The following is an 18,080-nucleotide window of genomic DNA, read 5'->3' as shown; positions in this document are numbered from 1 at the left end:
AATGCGCCTCTCTCCCGGCCGGGAAGAGAGGCGCTGCATGAATATCAGGCGTAAAAGGCTAACCGCTGGGCGAGCAGATCGACAAAGGCTTCGCGGTCCACATCCAGCAGCAGGGTGGTATTGGGCAGATTGCCGGTCAGATGGTAGTAATCGACCACCGTCATCCCCTGGGTATATTTTCCTTCCGTTTCCACGCCGACCCAGCGCTCGATGGTGGTAAAGAGCTCCGGCTTGAGGAGCCAGGCGATGGTGCAAGGGTCGTGCAGCGGTGCGCCGTCGAAGCCCCACTTTTCATCCTTATGGTAGGCCATAAAGAAGTCGAGCAGTTCGGCGACGATAGTGGATACCGGATTGCCAATCTTGCGGAATCGCTCAATATCCGCAGGAAGGATCTGCGCCCGGTGGGTGACATCCAGGCCCGCCATTACCACCGGGATCCCCGACTGAAAGACCATCTCCGCAGCCTGCGGATCAACGTAGATATTAAACTCCGCCGCCGGCTGCCAGTTGCCCAGCCCCATGGCGCCCCCCATGATCACGATGCGGGCGATCTTCACGTGCAGCTCCGGATGGCTGGCGAGCAGCAACGCCACGTTAGTCTGCGGCCCGGTGGCCACCAGTGTCACTGGCTCCCGGCTTTCCCGCAGCACCCTGGCCATCAGCTCGACGGCGGTGCAGTTCTGCGGGGCAAAGGCCGGCTCCGGCAGGTTCGGGCCATCCAGTCCGCTTTCCCCGTGCACGTTATCGGCGATGATCAGGTCGCGCATCAATGGCTTCCACGCGCCGCCGGCGACCGGAATATCCGCTCGGTTCAGCAGGGTCAGCATACGCAGCACGTTGCGCAGGGTCTTCTCCGGCGTCTGGTTGCCTGCGGAGGCGGTGACGGCTTTCACCTCCAGCTCCGGCGAGGCGAGAGCGAGGACCAGGGCGATCGCGTCATCATGTCCCGGATCGCAATCAATCATAATCGGCAGTGCCATAGCAGCTCCTTGTTGGCGTTGTTCTGTGACCAGACTAACGCTGCGGCGCGAAGCAGACGAGATAGTGTGCAGAATAGTGTGATGGCAAGCACGGTTGCACCGGCAATCGCACGGTTAGTCGCGGCGGTCCTGCGTCATCAGGCCTCGCCTTGCGGTGGCGCAAGCTTGCGTCCGCCGCGGCGCGATAGAATAAAAATCGCTAATCCTTACGGATATTAATGGTTTGCTTTTCGGCGAGCGGATTCTTATCCTTAAGAAAACTCAAGAGGTTATGACGATGAAAGATGTAGTAGATAAATGCAGCACCAAAGGCTGCGCCATTGATGTCGGGACGATCATTGATAACGAGGACTGCGTCTACCGGGCTGAGAAATTATTCCCGAGCCGCGAGGAAGCGGAGTCAACCGTAGCCGCCGTTCGCGAGCGTGCCGCCGCGGCGGCGCCCGCCAGTGAACCGCCGCAGGTTGACTACACCCTCGCCGCCGCCGGCGACGAGGTGAAGCTCGATCTGTCCATCGCCTTCTCCTGCCAGGCTGAAAAGATCATTTTCGAATTGTCCCTGAGAAACCTGCTTTAATCAGCGTCCTGGGCGCCAGCGCCCGAGAATAACACCTTCGCCCGCGAATCCGCGGGCGAAGTCGAGCGTTACTCGAAGCGCCAGGCGAGGTTTAGCCCGATACCGTAGTTGCGTCCGGGCGCGGGCTCGTAGTAGCGTCCGTTGGACTCGTTGACGATGACGGACCCGACGTACTCGCGGTCGAACAGGTTGTCGACCCGGCCGAACAGATCCATATCCATCCTGCCATAGCTCCACTTATAGCCGGTCGTCAGGCCGACCACCGTCCAGGACGGGGCTTTGGCGGTGTTTTCGTCATTCGCCATGATGTCGCTCATGTAGCGAATATCGCTTCCGGCGTACCAGCCCTGCTCCGGCTGATAGCCGAAGGAGGCGTAGCCCATATTGCGCGCGATCCCCGGAATACGGTTACCGTTGCAGCTGGCGTCGCCGCAGACGTTGGTGCGATAGGTCGCGTCCAGCCAGGTCCAGGCCGCCTTCAGGCGCCAGCTCTCGCCAAACTGCTGATCCAGTCCCAGCTCCATGCCCTGACGACGGGTCTTGCCGGCGTTTTTATAGCTGGTGCGCCCGCCGCTGCTGCTGTCGACCACGATCTCATTATCGGTATCAGTCTGGAACAGGGCGGCGGTGAGCAGCCCATTGCCGATCCGCGTCTTGCTGCCGATCTCCACCGTGTCGTTGGTGGAGGGCTTCAGGCCGAAATTAAGGCCGCTCTGGTTATCGGAGCGGTATGACAGTTCGTTGATGGTCGGCGTCTCGAAGCCGCGGCCGGCGGAGAGGTAGACGTTCCACGCGTCGGTCAGGGCATACTTCAGCGAGCCTGCGGGCAGCCATTTGTGATAGCTGGCATCGCCGCTGTCATCGCCATTGCCCGGCGTGATGTAGTAGTCATTCGAATCGAACCATACCGAGCTGTAGCGCACCCCGGCATCGAGCGAAAGTTTGTCGGTGAGCTGCCACTGGGTCTGCAGGTAAGGGTCGACGTTCCACATCAGGTTGCGTTCGTTACGACGCAGCGCGCCCTGTTCGCCATACTGCGGCGCGCCGTTGACCATCACAAAGTTTTCATAGCCTTTGCGGCGCTCGCTCATGTTCTCGTAGTCAAGACCGGCGGTCAGGGTGACCGGCACCAGCAGCTCCCCGCGATGGGTCAGCCGGGTATCGATCCCCTGGTAGTGGCGGGTGAGGTCAATCACCCCGCCGGCGTGGCTCGGCTTCAGCTGTGGCGCGCGCGGGATCGACTGGAACTGGGTGGTTTCGCGTTCCCCGGCGTACATCATGACGCTGAGATCGTCCTGGGCGCTCAGCTGGCGCTCATAGCGCAGACCTGCCTGGGTCTGCCGGGTATTTTTGCGGGTATTATACTGGTCGCCGCGCGGCGACTGGCGCGGGTTATCGCGCCATTCATCGGCGGTTAATCCGCCGGCGTCATTGGCTTTGATATCGACACTATTCAGCAGCAGAGTCAGCTTACTGACGTCGTTGATACGCACCCCCAGCCGGGCGTTGGCCAGATTTTTGCGCGCGCCGCTGTGATCGCGATAGCCGTGGGTGGTGAAGCGGTTAGTCGACACCGTGTAATCCACATCACCCGCGTGGCTGCCGTCGCCAACGGCGCCGGTGGCTTTCATTCCATAGTGCCAGGTGCCAAAGCTGCCATAGTAGCTGCTGGCTTCCACGGTGGGCGGCTGGGTGCCGGTCTGGCTGGTGACGTTGATCACCCCGCCGGACGAGTTACCGTAGAGGGCAGAGAAGGGGCCGCGCAGCACCTCAATGGTGTCGACGCTGCCGATATCGATATTGGACGTCTGCCCCTGGCCGTCGGGCATGGTCGCTGGAATGCCGTCCACATAGATGCGCAGCCCGCGCACGCCGTAGGTGGAGCGGGAGCCAAAGCCGCGAATCGACAGCTGCAGATCCTGGGCATAGTTTTGCCGGTTCTGTACCTGCAGGCCCGGCACGGCGCCTAGCGATTCAGAAAGGTTGACGCGCGGCGCGGCCTGGCGCATCTCATCCCCATTGACCACGCTGACGGCGGCGGGGGTATCCAGTTCAGAAACGGTGGTTGGCGCAGCGGTCACCACCATGGTTTGTTCATCGGCGGCCTGGGCGGCGGCGATGAGCGGCAGCAGCAGGGCCGGCAAGGCCGCATGTCGCACGGATAGGATTTTCATCGATAGTACTCGGGAGACGAACCAAATGGAACATATGTATATATGTTACCCCGTTTGTAAAATATTTGAAAATTATTAACTGCCGTTGGTTAACGGATAGTGCTCAAGGCTGACGAATTTACCGAACAACAACAATTAGCGCTCCACTTTAATAAGAATAATGATTACTATTCTCATTCAAAACAAGGTAGAGCCATGACTTTGCCGCCGGAAGCGATGTCGGGTCAGCACATACAGGTTTATCAAAGGGAGTCGTCATGTCATTACGTCAGTTTGCCGCGCCGCGTCTGCGCCATTCACTGTTATTCACTTCTCTGCTGCTGGCAGGCAGCTTTAGCGCCCACGCCGCGGAAGAGATGCTGCGCAAGGCCGTCGGAAAAGGGGCCTACGAAATGGCCTACAGCCAGCAGGAGAACGCGCTATGGGTTGCCACTTCGCAGAGTCGTTCGCTGGACAAGGGCGGGATTGTGTATCGTCTTGACCCCACCACCCTCGACGTGACGCAGATTATTCACAACGATCTGAAGCCGTTCGGCGCCGCTATCAACCATGCCACCGGTACGCTGTGGTTTGGCAATACCGTTGACAGCACCGTCACCGCCATTGACGCCAAAACCGGCGCCGTGAAGGGGCGACTGGTGCTGGACGAGCGTCAGCGCAGTGAAACCGTGCGCCCGCTGCAGCCGCGCGAGCTGGCGGTCAATGAGCAAACCAACACCGTCTACATTACCGGTCTGGGCAAAGAGAGCGTGATTTGGGTGGTGGACGGCGCTACCCTGAAGCTGAAAACGACCATTACCGGCACCGGGGCAATGGCGACGGGCCTGGCGATCGACCCGCAGGCTAAGCGTCTCTATACCACCAACGCCGACGGCGAACTGCTGACCATCGACAGCGAGAACAACACCATTGTGTCGCGCAAAAAATTGCTGGATGACGGCAAGGCGCATTTCTACCTTAACCTGAGCCTCGATACCGCCGGCCACCGCGCCTTTATTACCGACAGCAAGCAGCCGGAAGTGCTGGTGGTCGATACCCGCGACGGCAAGGTGCTGGAGAAAATCGCCGCGCCGGAATCGCTGGCGGTGCTGTTCAACCCCACCCGCAACGAAGCCTATGTGACGCATCGTAAAGCGGGGGAGGTGAGCGTTATCGACGGCAAGAGTTATAAGGTGGTGAAGACCTTTAAAACGCCGACCCATCCCAACAGCCTGGCGCTCTCTGATGACGGCAAAACGCTGTACGTCAGCGTGAAACAAGCTTCCAGCCGTGAGAAAGAGGCCACCGCCCCGGACGATGTGATCCGCATCGCGCTGTAAGGTCCCCGGGCGCGACGACCACTGCCACCGGTGGTCGCGCCCGGCATCTCACCCTCTGTTACAAACGCGTATTGGCCTGATAAACCAGATGGTTATACACTTACCCCTTTCCCGCCTCGCGCGTCTTGCCATTTACTGCTTGAGCGTCGGCGCTGTGCTGTGAATCGCATGCACGCGCTTACGCACGCCAAACCAGCCCGCCACCAACAGCACCGCCAGCAACGGGATGGAGCCAATGGTATAGGTGCCGTTCGGATAATCGAAGGCCATCAGCACCAGCACGCTAAACAGGAACAGCAGCGTCAGCCACGAGGTGAACGGCGCCCCCGGCATTCTGAAGCTCACCTGAGCCGCTTTCCCTTCCTTAATCGCTTTGCGCAGACGCATCTGACACACCACGATAAAGCCCCAGGAAGCAATGATCCCCAGCGAAGCGACGTTGAGGACGATCTCAAACACCTGCGACGGCACCAGATAGTTGAGGAACACCCCGACCACGTACACCGCCAGCGTCGCCAGGATCCCGGCGTAAGGGACGTGGTGACGGCTCATCTTCGACATGAACTTAGGCGCGGAGCCCCCCATCGACATGGAGCGCAGAATACGTCCGGTGCTGTAGAGGCCGGAGTTAAGGCTGGAGAGGGCGGCGGTTAACACCACGATGTTCATCACGCTGCCGATGTACGGCACGCCCAGTTTTGAGAAGAAGGTAACAAACGGGCTCTGTCCCGCCTGGTAGGCGTTCCACGGCAGCAGCAGCACCAGCAGCACCACCGACCCGACGTAGAACAGGCCGATACGCCAGATCACGCTGTTGATGGCCTTCGGCACCATCCTCTCCGGATCTTTACACTCACCGGCCGCGGTGCCCACCAGCTCAATGGAGGCGAAGGCGAAGACCACGCCCTGCACCAGCACCAGCGCCGGCAGGAGGCCGTGCGGGAAGAAGCCGCCGTTATCGGTGATCAGGTGGAAGCCTGTGGCATTACCGTCCAGCGGCTTACCGGAGCCGAGGAAAATGGTACCGACCACGAGAAACGCGACGATCGCCAGTACTTTGACCAGTGCGAACCAGAACTCCATCTCGGCGAACCACTTCACGCCGATCATGTTCATGGTGCCAACGATGGCTAGCGCGCCAAGGGCGAAGACCCACTGCGGCACATCGCCAAAGGCGCCCCAATAGTGCATATACAGCGCCACGGCGGTGATATCGACGATCCCGGTCATTGCCCAGTTAACGAAGTACATCCAGCCGGCCACGTAGGCGGCTTTTTCGCCGAGGAATTCCCTGGCATAAGAGACGAAGCTGCCGCTCGAGGGGCGGTGGAGAACCAGTTCGCCGAGCGCGCGAAGAATAAAGAAAGAGAAGATGCCGCAGACCAGATAGACCAGTGCGAGCGCTGGCCCTGCCATTTGTAAACGTGCCCCGGCGCCGAGGAACAAACCGGTACCGATGGCGCCGCCGATGGCAATCATCTGTACCTGACGGTTGCCCATCGCTTTGTGATAACCCGCTTCGTGTGAGTTGAGCCAGTGGCGTTTTGCAGCATGGTGCTCCGCTGCAGTGTCGTGTTTCGTATTCATTGATGTATCAGTTTCCTGTCAATGCCCATGTTTGCAGCCGGTGTGGAGGACGGCTGGCACATTATGCTGGCTTTCTCATCATTCTGACGTAGGAGATAAGCTCAGACATGGCGCTGAATCCTACACGTAACCTAATAGTTACGCACCTAAAACATTTACCGATAGCATTTGACAGATTTATCAATGAGATCAGCGTCGCAGAGTTTCCCGCAACAGAATGAAAGCGCTGGTATGTTGGCGTCGACTGGGGTAGTAGCGAGGCTGTCCGGGGACGGCGTGGGGCCAGTTCGCCTGCTGGCGCATTCGTTGGTCACAGGCGATAGCCAGCTGTTCGCCGAGTCGCAGCCCAGCGTTTAACCGGTCATCGACGACCACCGTTTGGCCATTATCATCAGTGCTTTTGATGTTAATATCCGGATATTCCAGCATAAATGGCTTCAGCGTCAGTCACGGCGGGGATGCGCAGACGGGAGAAGCATGACGCCTGCCTGCCGAAGAGCAGAATGAACAGAGCGGTTAAGCCTTAGTGTTTAATTCATTCTGGCGGCGCAGGTATTGTAAGATGCAAGATCAGACCCATAGCGCCAGGCGACCCCACACAATGACCCCCTTACACTTTCATAAATATCACGGACTGGGTAATGATTACCTGGTATGCCATCGCGCCGTTGCCGACCAGCTGAGCAACGAGCATATTCGAATTCTGTGCCATCGCCACTATGGCGTTGGTTCCGATGGTCTGCTGATCGACAGCGGCGATCAAACCCATCCCACGCTGCGTATTATCAATCCGGACGGCTCCGAGGCGGAGAAAAGCGGTAATGGGCTACGGATCTATGCGCGCTATCTGTTTGATAGCGGTCGCGTCGGCCATGAGCCTTTTTTAGTGCACACGGCGGGCGGAGATGTCTATTGCACCGTGGAGAGTGATTTTCATCAGATTAGCGTGGATATGGGGCGGGCGAATTTCAATCCGGCGGCGTTACCCGCCTTAGTGAATTTGCCCGAGGCGGTGAATTATCCGTTGACGCTGGCGGATGAAACCCTGTCCGTCGTGCTGGTCTCCATGGGCAATCCCCACTGCGTTGTCCTCGTGGATAAGCTCGACCTGGAACAGGTTCATCGTTTAGGACCGCAAATTGAACATCATGCCTTATTCCCCAAACGCTGCAATGTGCAGTTCGTGGAAATTGTCGATCGCCATACGCTGAAGATTGGTATCTGGGAGCGGGGCGCCGGGTTTACGATGGCCTCCGGGAGCAGCAGCTGCGCGGCGGCCAGCGCCATGCGCCGGTTAGGGAAGGTGGACGATCGGGTGGATGTCAACATGCCTGGTGGTCAGCTGCACATCACCTTCGACGCAGATTTTCAGGTCCGTATGCGTGGCCCGGTGCATAAAATCGCCAGCCTGACGCTGGATAAAGACTGCTTTGTTGGCGGCAGCGCCATCTTCACTGGCGCTGCATAACAGATGGCGCGGTCAGCCTGAAATTAACTCTCCTGAGGATCAGCCGACGGCCCGTTTGCCGAACAAACGATGGTGGCATGATCCCACCAGGCATTGTGCTTAACGTTGGTGGCAAGGACGCTAAACTGCGCCTGCTGTATCTCATTCAGTAAAGCCGGGAGGGGTTTAAGCGTACGCCAGGGCTGCCCCTCTTTCAGGAGATGATGCTTGACAGGATCGTAAGTGGCGAGGTCTTCAGCATAACGAGGAAGCCCGCACATCGAGCCGATCACCAGCCGGCCTGCGGGTTTCAGCAATCTTCTCGCCTCGGCGAAAAAACGGCGACGCTCATCTTCCAGCAGACAATGTAAACAGCTGCCATCAATGATTAAGGCAAACTGGGCATCCTCACATTGAGAAAGATGACAGACGTTGCCGACGAAAAATGTGGCGTCCAGACCCGCTTGCTGAAAACGGTCTTCTGCCCAGCGGATCGCCGTTTCGGACACATCAACACCCGATACGGCATAGCCTCTTTCCGCCAGATACTGGGCTGCCATGGCACCATTGCCACATCCCAGTTCAAGTACCGGCGCGCCGGGAGCGGGTAAATAGCCATGGGCATCCAGCCAATGAAATGTTTTTTCTTGTTGTATCTTTGCCCTGGCAAAACCATCACCCGCCCAGGCGCTGGCTCCGTTGGCTAACAGTTGTCTGTAGCGGGCTTCATAGGGGTTCATCCTGAAAACACCTTTTATCATTGATAAACATCACTACTATATACGCCATTTAACATTGAAATAAGTATTCGTTTGGCTACCAGGGAGAAACAGAGATGAACATCAACGTGGTCGGCACCAGCGGCTCAGGCAAATCCACTCTGGCCCGGCGCCTGGCGCACCGGCTGGGACTACCCTGGATCGAGCTCGATCGCCTGTACTGGCGGCCGAACTGGCAGGGCACGCCGGATGAGGCGTTTTTCGCCGCCATTGCCGCCGCTACGGCCTCGCCGGGCTGGGTGCTGGATGGCAACTACAATCGCAGCCGCGGGGTCAAATGGCGCGAGGTGGATCTGGTGATCTGGCTGGATTATGGCCTCTGGCGCACGCTGCGCCAGGCGGTGTGGCGGGCCGCGAGCCGGGCGTGGCGACAACAGGAGCTATGGCCGGGCACCGGCAACCGCGAGAGTTTCCGCCGTTCGTTCTGCAGCCGGGAATCCATCATCCTCTGGACGCTGAAAACCTGGCGGCAGAATCGCCGACGCTATCTGGCCGATATGCAGGATCCGCAATATCGTCATATTCGCTTCATCCGGCTGCGCAGTCCGCGGCAGGCCGAGGCGCTGCTCCGCGAGCTGGAAGCGCAGCGGTCAGGCGGGCATATCTAATTTTCAGCAGTACACATGTGAATTAATTGTTTCTTAATAGTTAGCAGAGATTTTAATAATGCAGGCACGTACTTTCATATGAGCCTGCGAAATGTCTTATCGAATCAGTATTCTGGATAAAAGTCCGCTTGCCGCCGGGGAAACCGCCGCGCAGGCGCTGGCGCGCACATTAACGCTGGCGCAACACGCCGAAGCCTGGGGCTATCACCGCTTCTGGGTCGCCGAACACCACAATACCGATCAGCTGGCGAGCCCCTCTCCGGAGCTGGTTATCGCCTGGCTGCTGGGCCACACCCGGCGCATTCGTCTTGGGTCCGGCGGCGTTATGCTCCAGCACTACAGCCCCTATAAAGTCGCGGAAAACTTTAACCTGCTGGCCGCCCTCGCGCCGGGTCGCATCGATCTCGGGGTGGGCAAGGCGCCTGGCGGCCTGCCGCTCTCCACCCGCGCCCTGCAGCAGGGCCTGCATCAGGAGGAGAAAGGGACCTTTGCCGATCAGCTGGCGCAGCTGGATAACTGGCTGTCACTGACTGAGCCAGGGGGAGAGGAGAGCCTGCGCGCCACGCCGATCCCGCCGCGCCGGGCCGACGGATTTCTGCTCGGCGCCAGCCTGGAGAGTGCGGAACTGGCCGCCCGTCTTGACTGGAACTTCGTGTTTGCGGCCCATCTCAATGGCGACAGCGCGCTGCGCCGCACGGTGATCAACCGCTGGCGCGAGCTCAGCCCGCGTGAGGCGATCGTCGCCGTGCAGGTGGTGGTGGCTGACGATCCGGCCACCGCCGCTGCGCTGGCGCAGCAGGTCGAGGTGTGGGGCGTCGAGCTGGAGAACGGCCAGCGGGTGACCGTCGGCAGTGAGGCTCAGGCCGTCGCCTTTGCCCGCCAGGCTGGCAGCCGGCCGACACGCATCCACCGCCGCGAATCTTCACTGATCTCCGGTACTCCCGAACAGGTTAAAGCCCGGCTTGACGCGCTGCAGGCGGAAGATCAGCTGGATGAATTAATCATTGATACCCCCATTAGCGACGGGCCAGCGCGCCTGCACTCCCTGCGCCTGCTGGCGCAGGCTCACTACGGCAAGGAGGTGCTGAATGTCCTTTGAACAACAACTGATTAGCTGGCGGCGCGAGCTGCACCAGAACCCAGAGCTCTCCCTACAGGAAGTAGCCACCACCGCGCGGATCCGCGACTGGCTGCAGAGCGGCGGGCTGACTCTGCTGCCCTTCGATCTGAAAACCGGGCTGGTCGCCGAAGTCGGCAGCGGCGACAAGGTGATTGCCCTGCGGGCGGACATCGACGCGTTGCCCATCGAGGAGGCGACCGGTCTGCCTTACCGCTCGCAAAATGAAGGGGTGATGCATGCCTGCGGCCATGATATTCACACCAGCGTGATGCTGGGGGCGGCGCTGCTGCTGAAGGATCGGGAAGCGGAACTCCCGGGGCGGGTACGGATCCTGTTTCAGCCGGCGGAAGAAAATTTTGGCGGCGCGAAAACCCTGATCCGCGCCGGGGCGCTGGAGGACGTGTCGGCGATCTTTGGTATGCACAATGAGCCCGGCCTGCCGGTGGGCGAATTTGCCACCCGCGGCGGCGCGTTCTACGCCAACGTCGATCGCTTCGTCTTCAAAGTGACCGGGAAGGGGGCGCATGCCGCCCGCCCACATGAAGGAAAGGATGCGATCCTGCTGGCCAGCCAGCTGGTGACGGTGCTGCAGAGCGTGGCCAGCCGGGAAGTGAACACCCTCGACTCAGTGGTGCTCAGCGTGACGCGGGTCCAGGGAGGCAATACCTGGAACGTGCTGCCGGAGAGCGTCGAACTGGAGGGGACGCTGCGCACCCACAGCAGTGAAGTGCAGCAGCGGGTCAAGGCCCGGGTCAGCGAGATCGCGGCCGGTTTCGCCAGCGCCTTTGGCGCACAGATTGACGTCTTCTGGTATGCCGGCCCGACGGCGCTGGTCAATGACGCCCGCTGGGCCGACTTCGCCAGCGACGTGGCGGCCCAGGCCGGGTACCGCACCCATCACGCCGATCTGCATCTCGGTGGCGAAGATTTTGCGGTCTATCTTCAGCATATTCCCGGGGCGTTCGTCAGCATCGGCAGCGCCAGCGAATATGGTCTGCACCATCCGGCATTTAATCCGGATGAACGGCTGATTGCGCCCGCGGCGCATTATTTCGCCCGGCTCGCGGAAGAAGCGTTACAACACATTTAACGGATGGCAGGGGAAGGGGTAGCTATGTCTGAAAATCGACAATTGCGTCTGGGAACCATATTACATGGTGCATCGGGAAATATGTCCGCATGGCGTCATCCGGCGGCCCAGGCCGACGCCAGTATTAATTTTGATTTTGTTACAGAGACGGCGTTAAAAGCGGAAGCGGGTAAGCTGGATTTTATTTTTGTCGCCGACGGTTTATATATTAATGAAAAATCGATTCCCCATTTTTTAAATCGCTTCGAGCCCTTAACGGTGCTTTCCGCGCTGGCCGCGGTTACCCGGCGGCTGGGGCTGGTGGGGACCTTATCCACTTCGTACAGCGAGCCGTTTACCACCGCCCGACAGTTCGCCAGCCTTGACCATTTAAGCCAGGGGCGGGCGGGCTGGAACGTGGTCACTTCGCCGCTGGAAGGGTCGGCGAAAAACTTCTCCCGGGCCCAGCATCCGGATCATGCGCTGCGCTATCGCATTGCCGATGAATATCTGCAGGTGGTGAAAGGCTTATGGGATTCATGGGAAGAGGACGCCTTTGTACGCAATAAAGCGACCGGTCAGTTCTTTGACAAAAATAAGCTGCATACGCTCGATCACCATGGCGATTTCTTTAAAGTGGCCGGGCCGCTAAATATTGCCCGCACGCCACAGGGACGGCCGATTATTTTCCAGGCCGGCGCGTCGGACGACGGCAAGAAATTAGCCGCACGCCACGCCGATGCCATTTTTACCCATCAGGAATCGCTGGCCGAGGCGCAGGCATTTTATCAGGATGTCAAAAGCCAACTCAGCGCATATCAGCGCACCCCGGACCAACTGCATATCTTCCAGGGCGTCAGCGTCATCGTCGGGGATGACGCCGAGGATGCGGAACGTCAGTACCAGACTACCGCGGCGCTGGTTTCCATCGAGGATGCGCTGAACTATCTTGGGCGCTATTTCGAACACCATGATTTTTCGCAGTATCCGCTTGATGAACCGTTCCCGGATATTGGCGACCTGGGACAAAACAGCTTCCGCAGCACCACCGACGAGATTAAACGTCACGCCCGCGAGCGGGGATTAACCCTGCGCCAGGTGGCCCTGGAGGCCGCGAGCCCACGTCCGCGCTTTACCGGCACCGCCAGCGATGTCGCCGATGGCCTGCAATTGTGGTTCGAACAGCGCGCGGCGGACGGTTTCATCATTCAGGGCGGCACGCCGGAAACCTTCCCGCGCTTTGTTGACGAGGTGGTGCCTCTGTTACAGGCGCGCGGTTTGTTCCGTCGCGACTATTCGGGCACCACCCTGCGGGAAAGTCTGGGCCTGGCGCTACCCGCTAATCAATTCCAAAAATAAGAAAAGAGAATCACGCTATGCAGAAAACAACACTCTTGCTGGCCGTCGCGTTGGCATTTAGCGCCTCGTCGTGGGCCCAGGACGTCAAGATCAATGGCACCGGGGTAAGCCTGGAGGCCAACAAAACGCCGATTCACACAGCGAAAAACCCGAAGGCCATTGCCCTGTTGCCGAAAGATCTGCATCTGGCGGTGCCGGGGAAATTCACCGTCGCGGTGGCGGCCCTGAACTCACCGCCGCTGACGGTCTTCGCCGATGACAACAAAACCCTGCTCGGCAGCGAGGCGGATATCGCCCGGCTGGTGGCGGAGAGTCTCGGGCTGGAGGTGAACGTAGTTCCCACCTCCTGGGAAGACTGGCCGCTGGGAGTCACCTCCGGCAAATATGATGCCGCGATCAGCAATATTACCGTCACCAAAGAGCGAAAAGAGAAGTTCGATTTCGCCACCTACCGCAAAGATTCGCTGGGCTTCTACGTCAAAAGCACCAGTCCGCTGAACAAAATTGACAAGGCGGAGGACATCGCCGGGCTGAAGATTATCGTCGGCTCCGGTACTAACCAGGAGGCGATCCTGCTGGCGTGGAACGCGGAGAACGTCAAGAAGGGGCTGAAGCCGTTTACCCCGGTTTACACCAAGGATGATGCCGCCCAGACGCTGGCGCTGCAGACCGGGCGAGCCGACGCCTTTTTCGGCCCTAACGTAATTGGCGCATGGAAGGCGGCGCTGACCGGCAAAACCAAACTGGTGGGCAGCGTCGATGGCGGCTGGCCGAAAGCGGCGCATATCGCGGTAACGCTGAAAAAAGACAGCGGGCTGGTGAATGCCGTCCAGGCGGCGCTGAACGGCGCTATCGCCAGCGGGGACTACGCCAAAGTGCTTAACCGCTGGGGAGAAGGGGTGGAAAGCATACCGCAATCGGAAATCAACCCGCCCGGGCTGGGCGACTGACAGGAGGCGCGATGAGCGAAGCATTCCGCGATATTTCTCCGGACGCCCCGGAGCTGCAGCCGATTATTAGCGGGCTGTTTGCTGAATACGCCGCCCGCTACGGCGACTATTTTTCCCGCGATGCGGAAGTGGAGTTGAGCGAGTGGTATTTGCCGCCGCAGGGGCTGTTTATCGTCCTTGAGCGTGAGGGCGAAATTATCGCCACCGGCGCTTATAAACCTAAGGATCGCCACACCGCAGAGATCAAACGTATCTGGACGCACCGCCGTCTGCGCCAGCAGGGGCTGGCGGCGAAAGTAGTTCAGGAGCTGGAGCGGCGGGCGGTGCTGGCCGGGTACAGCCATATCTACCTGACCACCGGCTTCCGCCAGCCGGAGGCGGTAAAGCTCTATCTCAGCCAGGGGTATGAGGCGCAGTTTGACCTCGCGCGAGACCCGGAAGAGTACAGTCAGCCGCCTTACGATGGCCGGCTGCGGTTCACTAAAGCGCTGGCGGTGAGCGCCTTTAGCCACAGCGCCTGAGGAGGCATTATGCATACATCTGAAACGATAAAAGTGGTGCCGGCGCGCTATCCGCTGCGGGTGGTGGGAGCCCTGGTGGCCCTGCTGGTGCTGGCGGTAGTGATCCAGTCGGTGGCCTTCAACCCGCGCTGGGAGTGGGGCGTCTTCGCCCGCTGGTTCTTTGACCCGGTGATCCTCGAAGGGCTGGGACAAACCCTGCTTCTGACCCTGCTCGGCACGGTGCTGAGCGTGATCTTCGGCGGCCTGCTGGCGCTGGCCCGCTTGTCCTCATCCTGGCTGCTCAGCAGCCTCGCCTGGAGCTATATCTGGCTGTTTCGCTCGCTGCCGCTGATTGTAGTGCTGATCATTCTCTACAACTTCTCCTATCTTTACGACACCCTGTCGCTGGGGATCCCGTTTACCGGCGTCACCTGGGCCAGCTACCAGACGATAAACGTGCTGGGGCAATTCTCCACGGCGGTGGTGGGCCTGACCCTGGTGCAGAGCGCCTATACCGCGGAGATTATTCGCGGCGGCTTCCTCGGCGTTGACCATGGGCAGTATGAGGCCGCTGCCGCGCTGGGGCTGCCCGCCTGGCGACGCACGCTGCGCATTATTTTGCCGCAAGCGCTGCGCACCATTCTGCCATCCGGCTTCAACGAGATCATCAGTCTGGCGAAAGGAACGGCGATGGTGTATGTCCTGGCGATGCCGGAGCTGTTCTACACCATCCAGATGATCTACAACCGTACCCAGGAGGTGATCCCGCTGTTGATGGTCGGCGCCGCCTGGTATCTGGCGATCACCAGCGTTCTCTCCGCCATTCAGTACCTGGTGGAACGTGGACTGGCGCGCAGCGAGCGCCGCTCGGCGGTGAACAGCGCCCGCAGCAGCCGTCTGAATCAACCCGCACGTCAACCACAGCCCCAGGAGGCCGTCCATGCCCAGCTCTCGTAATGGCCATATCTCTATCACCGGCGTCAGCAAATACTATGGCCGCCACAAAGCGCTGGACGATGTGTCCTTGGAGATACTTCCGGGCACGGTGACGGTGATCCTCGGCCCTTCCGGTTCGGGCAAGTCCACGCTGCTGCGCACCATTAATCACCTCGAGCGCGTTGATGAGGGGTTTATTCAGATTGATGGCGACTATATCGGCTATCGCCGCAAAGGCGACAAGCTGTATGAGATGAAAGAGAAGGAGATCCTCCGCCAGCGGATCAACGTCGGCTACGTGTTTCAGAACTTTAACCTGTTTCCGCACCTGACGGTGCTGGAGAACCTGATAGAGGCGCCGATCGCCCACAAGCAGGCCACGCGCAAAGAGGCCATTGCCCGTGCCTGGGAGCTGCTGGACGTGGTTGGACTGCGCAATAAAGCAGATGCCTGGTCGCGGCATCTCTCCGGCGGCCAGCAGCAGCGTATCGCTATTGCCCGGGCGCTGGCGCTGGACCCGCGGGTGATCCTGTTTGATGAGCCCACCTCGGCGCTGGATCCGGAGCTGGTGGGCGAGGTGCTGGATGTCATCAAGAAGCTGGCGCGCTCTGGCACCACTCTGGTGGTGGTCACCCACGAGGTTGGCTTTGCCCGCGAGGTGGCCGATCAGGTGGTGTTTATGGTCGACGGCAGGATCGTCGAGCAGGGCAGCAGCGACGAGGTGCTCAACCATCCGCAGCATCCGCGTACCCGGCAGTTTTTATCCAGGGTGCTGCCGTTATGAACAGAGCGATAGCGACCCTTGTATTCAGCGCCCTGGCGCTGGACGCTCACGCGGCGCTGGATCTGCGCGCCAATGAGCAGCCATTGCCGGTCACCCGCGACCCGCAGGCGATCGCGAAAATTCCACCGGGCTATCGCTTCGTGGAACCGGGGACGCTGACGGTGGCGATCTCGGCGCTCAATTCTCCGCCGCTGGCGCTGCTTGCCAGCGACAACCGCACGCGGATCGGCAGCGACCCGGATATAGCCCGCCTGCTGGCCGGGAGCCTTGGCCTGAAGCTCAGGCTGGTGCCCACCGCGTGGGAGGACTGGCCGCTGGGCATCGCCGCCGGCCGCTACGATGTGGCGCTGATCAATATCGCGGTAACCGAGAAGCGCAAAGAGAAGTTCGATTTCGCCACCTACCGGGTGGACTCCCTGGCCTTCTCGGTGAAATCCACCAGCGACATCGCCGCGGTAAACGGACCCGCCGACCTCGCCGGGCGCAAAGTGATCGTCGGGTCTGGCACCAACCAGGAGCGGATCCTGCTGGGCTGGAATGAGGACAACCGGGCCGCCGGGCGGCCGCCGGCCCAGCCGGTCTACCTGACCGATGATGCCTCCGGCAACCTCTATATCCAGTCCGGGCGGGCGGATATCTTTTTCGGCCCGCAGTCGGTGGCCGCCTATAAAGCGGCCCTTAATGGCCAGACCCGGGTGGTAGGCCTGGGGCCGAAAAAAGCGTGGGTGGCGACAACCACCAAAAAAGGCAACGGCCTGGTCTTTGCCCTGCAGGCAGCCCTCGACGGGGCGATTGCCCGCGGTGAATATCAGCAGGTGCTGGCGCGCTGGGGAGAGCAGGGCGAGGCGGTGGCGCAGTCGGTGGTCAACCCGCCGGGGATCACCTACTAACCACCCGGGCCATGGTGTGCCGGTTGGGTGAGCGGTAATTTTCTGCCTACACTTAGGCTTTATCCTGGAGGCAGACCATGATTACCGTTTATGGCGTGCCGGGATGGGGCTCGACGATTAGCGAGCTGATGCTCTCCCTGGCCGATATTCCCTACGAGGTGGTTGACGTTGAGGGCTTTGACCAGCCCGGCCCGGCGCGCGAGCGCCTGCGGCAGATTAACCCGCTGTGTCAGGTGCCCACCCTGAGGCTGGCCGACGGCAACATCATGACCGAAACCGCCGCCATCGCGCTGATGATCCTCGACCAGCGTCCCGACCTGGCCCCCGCGCCGGGGACGCCGCAGCGTCAGCAGTTTCAGCGCCTGCTGGTCTGGCTGGTGGCTAATGTCTATCCCACCTTTACCTATGCCGATTATCCGGAACGCTGGGCGCCCGCCGCAGCGGAGCAGCTGGTGGAGAATTGTCGCCAGTACCGGAACAACCTCTATCTCTGGTTCGAACAGCAACTGGCCGCCAGGCCGTGGGCGCTGGGCGCGTCGATTACCCTCCTGGACTGTTATATCGCGGCGATGTACAGCTGGGGGCCTCGGCAGGCGTGGTTTGACGACCACGCGCCAAAATTCGCCGCCGTCGCCCGGGCGGTCTACCAGCGGCCGGAGCTGGCCGCGGCGCTGCGCCGTAACAAGCTGATTTAACGCACGCGATGCCAACCATAACGGCCATTGTGTGGTAGCGTTATGGCTCTGACCACAAGGAGTCTTTGCTATGCCGCATGTAGATATTAAATGTTTTCCCCGTGAACTGACTGACGAACAAAAAACCGCACTGGCCGCCGACATTACCGAGGTGCTGATCCGTCATCTGAACAGCAAAGAGAGCGCGGTCAGCGTCGCGCTCACCCAGGTTGAGCCGGACGCGTGGCAGGCGGTGTGGGATAGTGAGATCGCCCCGCAGATGGCGCAGTTGATTAAGAAGCCGGGTTATAGCATGTAATTGCCACT

General features: G+C 60.2%; 16 protein-coding genes and 2 pseudogenes. 13 read left to right on the top strand and 5 right to left on the bottom strand.

All coding sequences use genetic code 11. The annotated features are described in order from the left end of the window. Positions 1-44 precede the first annotated feature (44 nt). Entirely contained in the window at positions 45-980 is a 936-nt protein-coding gene (gene rihA, locus CE636_RS03750; RefSeq protein WP_017900490.1) for a pyrimidine-specific ribonucleoside hydrolase RihA, read from the bottom strand. Between the two features lie 277 nt (positions 981-1,257). Here rihA and CE636_RS03740 point away from each other — a divergent pair, with 277 nt between their 5' ends. Continuing rightward, complete coding sequence (locus tag CE636_RS03740; RefSeq protein ID WP_020481014.1) at positions 1,258-1,557, top strand: DUF406 domain-containing protein; 300 nt, start codon at positions 1,258-1,260, stop codon at positions 1,555-1,557. Between the two features lie 68 nt (positions 1,558-1,625). Here the strand turns inward: CE636_RS03740 and pqqU are convergent, their stop codons facing one another. After that, positions 1,626-3,731: a TonB-dependent receptor PqqU gene (pqqU, locus tag CE636_RS03735; RefSeq protein WP_017900492.1), complete on the bottom strand. Its 2,106-nt coding sequence runs from the start codon at positions 3,729-3,731 to the stop codon at positions 1,626-1,628. A gap of 257 nt (positions 3,732-3,988) precedes the next feature. Between pqqU and CE636_RS03730 the strand changes: the two genes are divergently transcribed. Further along, on the top strand, positions 3,989-5,050 hold the full coding sequence (locus CE636_RS03730) for a YncE family protein (protein ID WP_004202746.1): 1,062 nt from the start codon (positions 3,989-3,991) through the stop codon (positions 5,048-5,050). Between the two features lie 132 nt (positions 5,051-5,182). Here the strand turns inward: CE636_RS03730 and ansP are convergent, their stop codons facing one another. Beyond that, positions 5,183-6,637, bottom strand: coding sequence for an L-asparagine permease (ansP, locus tag CE636_RS03725; protein WP_004202744.1), 1,455 nt, complete (start codon positions 6,635-6,637; stop codon positions 5,183-5,185). Positions 6,638-6,826: 189 nt separating this feature from the next. Then, positions 6,827-7,078: pseudogene (locus CE636_RS03720) on the bottom strand (hypothetical protein); the annotation flags it as partial. A gap of 160 nt (positions 7,079-7,238) precedes the next feature. On the opposite strand from CE636_RS03720, the gene dapF reads away from it, so the two are divergent. Further along, entirely contained in the window at positions 7,239-8,105 is an 867-nt protein-coding gene (gene dapF, locus CE636_RS03715) for a diaminopimelate epimerase (protein WP_017900494.1), read from the top strand. 23 nt (positions 8,106-8,128) lie between these two features. Here the strand turns inward: dapF and CE636_RS03710 are convergent, their stop codons facing one another. Next, positions 8,129-8,824 carry a class I SAM-dependent methyltransferase gene (locus CE636_RS03710; RefSeq protein WP_017900495.1) on the bottom strand — a complete coding sequence of 232 codons (696 nt, stop codon included), beginning with the start codon at positions 8,822-8,824 and terminating at the stop codon, positions 8,129-8,131. 95 nt (positions 8,825-8,919) lie between these two features. Here CE636_RS03710 and CE636_RS03705 point away from each other — a divergent pair, with 95 nt between their 5' ends. The 10 genes and pseudogenes from CE636_RS03705 (at position 8,920) to pptA (ending at position 18,072) form a co-directional block, all read left to right on the top strand. Next, complete coding sequence (locus tag CE636_RS03705; RefSeq protein ID WP_017900496.1) at positions 8,920-9,471, top strand: shikimate kinase; 552 nt, start codon at positions 8,920-8,922, stop codon at positions 9,469-9,471. Positions 9,472-9,562: 91 nt separating this feature from the next. Next, entirely contained in the window at positions 9,563-10,570 is a 1,008-nt protein-coding gene (locus CE636_RS03700; RefSeq protein ID WP_012541571.1) for an MsnO8 family LLM class oxidoreductase, read from the top strand. Beyond that, positions 10,560-11,681, top strand: coding sequence for a M20 peptidase aminoacylase family protein (locus tag CE636_RS03695; RefSeq protein ID WP_017900497.1), 1,122 nt, complete (start codon positions 10,560-10,562; stop codon positions 11,679-11,681). The genes CE636_RS03700 and CE636_RS03695 overlap by 11 nt, the downstream gene beginning before the upstream one ends. A gap of 24 nt (positions 11,682-11,705) precedes the next feature. Next, positions 11,706-13,969, top strand: a pseudogene (locus tag CE636_RS29365) (NtaA/DmoA family FMN-dependent monooxygenase). A gap of 11 nt (positions 13,970-13,980) precedes the next feature. Then, the gene (locus tag CE636_RS03680; protein WP_004202731.1) at positions 13,981-14,490 is read left to right on the top strand and encodes a GNAT family N-acetyltransferase; all 510 of its coding nucleotides are present in this window, start codon (positions 13,981-13,983) and stop codon (positions 14,488-14,490) included. 9 nt (positions 14,491-14,499) lie between these two features. Next, positions 14,500-15,426, top strand: coding sequence for an amino acid ABC transporter permease (locus CE636_RS03675; RefSeq protein ID WP_004202730.1), 927 nt, complete (start codon positions 14,500-14,502; stop codon positions 15,424-15,426). After that, positions 15,410-16,189: an amino acid ABC transporter ATP-binding protein gene (locus CE636_RS03670; RefSeq protein ID WP_017900500.1), complete on the top strand. Its 780-nt coding sequence runs from the start codon at positions 15,410-15,412 to the stop codon at positions 16,187-16,189. Before CE636_RS03675 ends, CE636_RS03670 begins: the two co-directional genes overlap by 17 nt. Positions 16,190-16,227: 38 nt before the next feature. Continuing rightward, positions 16,228-17,079, top strand: coding sequence for a transporter substrate-binding domain-containing protein (locus CE636_RS03665; RefSeq protein WP_074440910.1), 852 nt, complete (start codon positions 16,228-16,230; stop codon positions 17,077-17,079). 77 nt (positions 17,080-17,156) lie between these two features. After that, positions 17,157-17,774: a glutathione S-transferase family protein gene (locus CE636_RS03660; protein ID WP_004202727.1), complete on the top strand. Its 618-nt coding sequence runs from the start codon at positions 17,157-17,159 to the stop codon at positions 17,772-17,774. Positions 17,775-17,844: 70 nt separating this feature from the next. Next, on the top strand, positions 17,845-18,072 hold the full coding sequence (gene pptA, locus CE636_RS03655) for a tautomerase PptA (protein WP_002906690.1): 228 nt from the start codon (positions 17,845-17,847) through the stop codon (positions 18,070-18,072). Positions 18,073-18,080: the final 8 nt, after the last annotated feature.

The organism is Klebsiella sp. LY (genome assembly GCF_004010915.1).
Classification (GTDB): domain Bacteria; phylum Pseudomonadota; class Gammaproteobacteria; order Enterobacterales; family Enterobacteriaceae; genus Klebsiella; species Klebsiella quasipneumoniae.
The sequence above is the reverse complement of the archived record's forward strand: the minus strand, read 5'-3'. Positions and strand labels throughout refer to the sequence as shown.